This is a genomic window from Micromonospora sp. 4G55 (genome assembly GCF_016803375.1).
The window spans coordinates 1-4,934 of the sequence record NZ_JAEVHN010000474.1; the positions used below are offsets into that span (position 1 = coordinate 1).

General features: G+C 73.9%; 1 protein-coding gene and 2 pseudogenes. 2 read left to right on the top strand and 1 reads right to left on the bottom strand.

Annotated features, from left to right (window positions below):
• Nucleotides 1-1,036, top strand: a pseudogene (locus tag JNW89_RS27660) (MBL fold metallo-hydrolase); the annotation flags it as partial.
• Between the two features lie 49 nt (nt 1,037-1,085).
• Here the strand turns inward: JNW89_RS27660 and JNW89_RS27665 are convergent.
• On the bottom strand, nt 1,086-2,597 hold the full coding sequence (locus JNW89_RS27665) for a deoxyguanosinetriphosphate triphosphohydrolase family protein (RefSeq protein ID WP_238451296.1): 1,512 nt from the start codon (nt 2,595-2,597) through the stop codon (nt 1,086-1,088).
• Nucleotides 2,598-2,700: 103 nt separating this feature from the next.
• Here JNW89_RS27665 and JNW89_RS27670 point away from each other — a divergent pair.
• A pseudogene (locus tag JNW89_RS27670) lies at nt 2,701-4,934 on the top strand (Tex family protein); the annotation flags it as partial.

A 4,934-nucleotide genomic window follows, 5' to 3' on the forward strand; every position in this document is an offset into this window, starting at 1 on the left:
GCGGCGCTGGGCGGTCGGCTGACCGGGGCCCGGGCGGAACGGGCCGCCCGCTCCCCCCCAGTTCCGCGACGGCACCTTCCACAACCGGGCCGCCACCCGGACGATGACCACCGGTGACCCGGGTCGGAACCTGGTCTGGGAGCTGATCTTCGGCAAGCAACGCCGGCGCCCCAGCGCCCCGGTCCCGCTGCTGCCCCCGACGCCCCCGCCCGCGACCGACGTCGAGCGCGAACTCAACATCGTCTGGTACGGCCACGCCTCCGCGATGATCGAAATCGAGGGGCGCAAGGTCCTGGTCGACCCGGTGTGGAGCGACCGCTGCTCCCCGTCCGCCGCGGTCGGCCCCAGGCGGCTGCACCAGCCCCCGGTACGCCTGGCCGACCTGCCCCCGGTCGACGCCATCCTGATCTCCCACGACCACTACGACCACCTCGACATGGCCACCGTGCAGGAACTGACCCGGCGGCAGTCCGCGCCGTTCCTGGTGCCGCTGGGCGTCGGCGCCCACCTCGACCGGTGGGGCGTGCCGGCGGAGCGGATCGTCGAGCTGGACTGGTCGGAGCGGCACCAGGTGGGTGGGCTCGAGATCATCGCCACCGCCGCCCAGCACTTCTCCGGCCGGGGGCTGCGCCGCGACGGCACCCTCTGGAGCTCCTGGGTGGTCGCCGGCGCGCACCGCAAGGTCTTCTACACCGGCGACTCCGGCTACTTCGACGGGTACGCCGAGATCGGCGCGGAGCACGGGCCGTTCGACGTCACCCTGATGCAGATCGGCGCGTACGACCGGGCGTGGCCGGCCATCCACATGTTCCCCGAGGAGGCCGTCTCGGCCCACCTCGACCTGCGCGGCGGGCTCTTCCTCCCGGTGCACTGGGCGACGTTCAACCTGGCCCTGCACGACTGGTCCGAGCCCGTGGACCGGCTCTGGGCCGAGGCCAAGGCGCGCGACGTGCGGCTGGCGGTGCCCCGCCCCGGCGAGCGGGTGGTGGTCGACGACCCGCCGCCGGTGGACGGCTGGTGGCAGGCGGTCGCCTGACGTACCCGCCGCCGGTGCCGGCCCGCCGGCCGTCGCCCCGGTCTGGCGGTCAGAGGACGAAGGCGTCGGTCCAGAGGGCGCCGGAGCGCCCGGAGAGGGCGTCCAGCATGGCGACGGCCTGGCCGTCGGTGAGCTGGGCGACGAAGTCGACGATGGCCCGGCCCCGGGCCCGGCCGATCCGGTCCGCCGTACGCGGGTGCAGCTCCGCCTCGGCCAGCTCGACCAGGTCGTGCAGCCGGCGCGGCAGCCGGGACTCCTCCTCCGGGTCGAGCAGCCACTCCCACAGCGCCTCGACCAGGGTGCCCAGCAGCCGGGCCTGACCCCGCTGGTGCAGGGCCAGGTCGGGGCGAGCCAGCACGAACCGGTGGTGGACGAACTTGAGGACCTGCACCTCGTGCCACTGGGCCGGGGCGAGCAGCACGTGCCCGGAGCGCACCGACGGCTCGCGGACCACGGTGATCGCGTCGACGAACCGGGTGGTCCAGCGGGCGGAGAAGCGGGCGACGTACTGCTCGGCCTCGATCGAGCCGTCGAAGGGCATCGCCAGCAGCCCCTCGACCAGTTCCTGGCGGACGTGCTCGACGGCGGCGGCGAACGCGTCGTCGTCGGTGATCCAGCCGTCCTTGCGGTGCAGCTGGCGGCGCAGCCGCTCGATCGCCGAGCCGGGCCGGCGGGCCGCGCCGGTCAGCGCCGCGTCGGTGACCGCGCGCAGGTGACCGCCCTCCCGCTGCCAGGCCATCAGCTCGGCGGCCACCGCCCCCTGCTGGAGCACGCCCACCCGGTAGAAGTCCTCGACGTCGTGGATCGCGTACGCGATGTCGTCGGCGGTGTCCATCACCGAGGCCTCGACGGTCTGCTGCCAGTCGGCGATCCGGCCGGCGAACGGCTCCCGGGCCTGCCGCAGGTCGGCCAGCTCGGTCCGGTACGCGCCGAACTTCGCCGACCCGCTCTCCGGGTCGTCTGGCGGGGCGGCCGCGCCCCGGGGCGCCGGGGTGAGGTGCCGCGGGTGCGGGTCCGGATGGTCCAGCCGGGTCCACGGGTACTTCAGCAGGGCCGCGCGGACCGCGGCGGTGAGGTCGAGCCCGGTGGTGGCCGCGCCCCGGATCTCGGTGCTGGTGACGATCCGGTACGACTGCGCGTTGCCCTCGAAGCCGTCCGGCAGGCCGAGCCGCTGCCGGGCCAGTCGGTCCAGCACCCGCTCCCCCAGGTGCCCGAACGGCGGGTGGCCGAGATCGTGCGCGAGCGCGGCGGCCTCGACCACGTCCGGGTCGCAACCGCCGAGTTCGTCGAGGAGCCGCCGGTGCGCCGGGTCGGCGGTGAGCCGCTCGGCGATCGCCCTGGCCACCTGGGCGACCTTCAGGCTGTGGGTGAGCCGGTTGTGCACCAGCAGGCCGGATCCACCCGGGCTGATCACCTGGGTGACGCCGTTGAGCCGGGCGAAGAACGGCGAGCCGACGATCCGGTCCCGGTCGGCCCGGAACGGGCTGACGGCCAGGTCGCCGAGCGCCCGGGCGCTGCCGCCGAAGAGCCGGCGGGCCCGCGGATCCGCTGGTTGTTCCATGATCGCAACGCTAGCGCAGGCGCGTCGGGCGGGTATGGCGAGCGTCGTCGGGGGCGAGCGGCAGAATGCAGCACGGAACCCACAGCGAAGGCGGATCAAGATCGTGACCCAGTCAGTTCATCAGCGGATCGCCGACGAGCTCGGCGTCGCGGAGCGTCAGGTGCGGGCGGCCGTGGAGCTGCTCGACGGCGGCGCCACCGTGCCGTTCATCGCCCGCTACCGCAAGGAGGCCACCGGCCTGCTCGACGACGCGCAGCTGCGCACCCTCGAGGAGCGGCTGCGGTACCTGCGTGAGCTGGACGAGCGGCGGGCCGCCGTGCTGGAGTCGATCCGCGGCCAGGGCAAGCTCGACGAGGCCCTGGAAGCGCAGATCATGGCGGCCGACTCGAAGTCCCGGCTGGAGGACATCTACCTGCCGTACAAGCCCAAGCGGCGGACCCGGGCGCAGGTCGCCCGCGAGGCGGGGGCTGGAGCCGCTCGCCGACACCCTGCTCGCCGACCCGTCGCGGGACCCGCGCGAGACGGCGGCCGCTTCGTCGACGCCGACCGAGGCGTGGCCGACGCCGCCGCCGCGCTGGAGGGCGCCCGGGCCATCCTGATCGAGCGCTTCGGCGAGGACGCCGACCTGATCGGCACCCTGCGCGAGCAGATGTGGTCGCGGGGCCGGCTGGTCTCCCGGGTACGCGACGGCCAGGAGACCGCCGGCGCCAAGTTCGCCGACTACTTCGACTTCGCCGAGCCGTACCCCAAGCTGCCGTCGCACCGGATCCTGGCGATGTTCCGGGGCGAGAAGGAGGGCGTGCTCGACCTGACCATGGACCCGGAGGCCGAGGGCGACGCCGACGCCGTCGTCACCGGCCCGAGCCGGTACGAGGCGGCGATCGCCGGCCGGTTCGGCATCAGCGACCAGGGGCGGCCCGCCGACAGGTGGCTCGCCGACACGGTGCGCTGGGCCTGGCGTACCCGGATCCTCATCCACCTCGGCGCAGACCTGCGGATGCGGCTGTGGCAGGCGGCGGAGGAGGAGGCCGTCCGGGTCTTCGCCACCAACCTGCGTGACCTGCTGCTCGCGGCGCCCGCCGGCACCCGCCCGACGATGGGCCTGGACCCGGGCCTGCGCACCGGCGTCAAGGTCGCGGTCGTCGACGCCACCGGCAAGGTGGTCGCCACCGACACCATCTACCCGCACGAGCCGCGCCGGCAGTGGGACGCCTCGATCGAGACCCTGGCGAAGCTCGCCGGGGCGCACGGCGTCGAGCTGATCGCCATCGGCAACGGCACCGCCAGCCGGGAGACCGACAAGCTGGCCGGTGACCTGATCAAGCGGTACCCGCAGCTCAACCTGACCAAGGTGGTGGTCTCCGAGGCCGGCGCGTCGGTCTACTCCGCCTCTGCGTACGCCTCCCAGGAGCTGCCCGGGCTGGACGTGTCGCTGCGCGGCGCGGTCTCCATCGCCCGCCGCCTCCAGGATCCGCTCGCCGAGCTGGTCAAGATCGACCCCCGCTCGATCGGCGTCGGGCAGTACCAGCACGACCTGTCCGAGGTGAAACTCTCCCGTTCGCTGGACGCCGTGGTCGAGGACTGCGTCAACGCGGTCGGGGTGGACGTCAACACCGCCTCCGCGCCGCTGCTGACCCGGGTCTCCGGCATCGGCGCCGGCTTGGCGGAGAACATCGTGCTGCACCGCGACGCCAACGGCCCGTTCCGCTCCCGCGCCGAGCTGAAGAAGGTGCCCCGGCTCGGCCCGAAGGCGTTCGAGCAGTGCGCCGGCTTCCTGCGCATCCCGGGTGGCGACGACCCGCTGGACTCCTCCAGCGTGCACCCCGAGGCGTACCCGGTGGTGCGGCGGATCCTGGCAAGCACCGGGCAGGACCTGCGCTCGCTGATCGGTAAGTCGGCGATCCTGCGCGGGCTGCGGGCCACCGATTTCGTCGACGAGACCTTCGGCCTGCCCACCGTCACCGACATCCTCGCCGAGCTGGAGAAGCCGGGCCGGGACCCGCGACCGGAGTTCCGCACCGCCACCTTCGCCGAGGGAGTGGAGAAGATCAGCGACCTGACCCCGGGGATGCTGCTGGAGGGCGTGGTCACCAACGTCGCGGCGTTCGGCGCGTTCGTCGACGTCGGCGTCCACCAGGACGGCCTGGTGCACGTGTCGGCGATGTCCCACACCTTCGTCAAGGACCCCCGGGACGTGGTCAAGTCCGGCGACGTGGTCCGGGTCAAGGTGCTCGACGTGGACGTCCCCCGCAAGCGGATCTCGCTCACCCTGCGGCTGGAGGACGACGCGGAGACCGGCACCGGCAGCCCGGCGACCGCCGCCGGAGGGCGGACGCC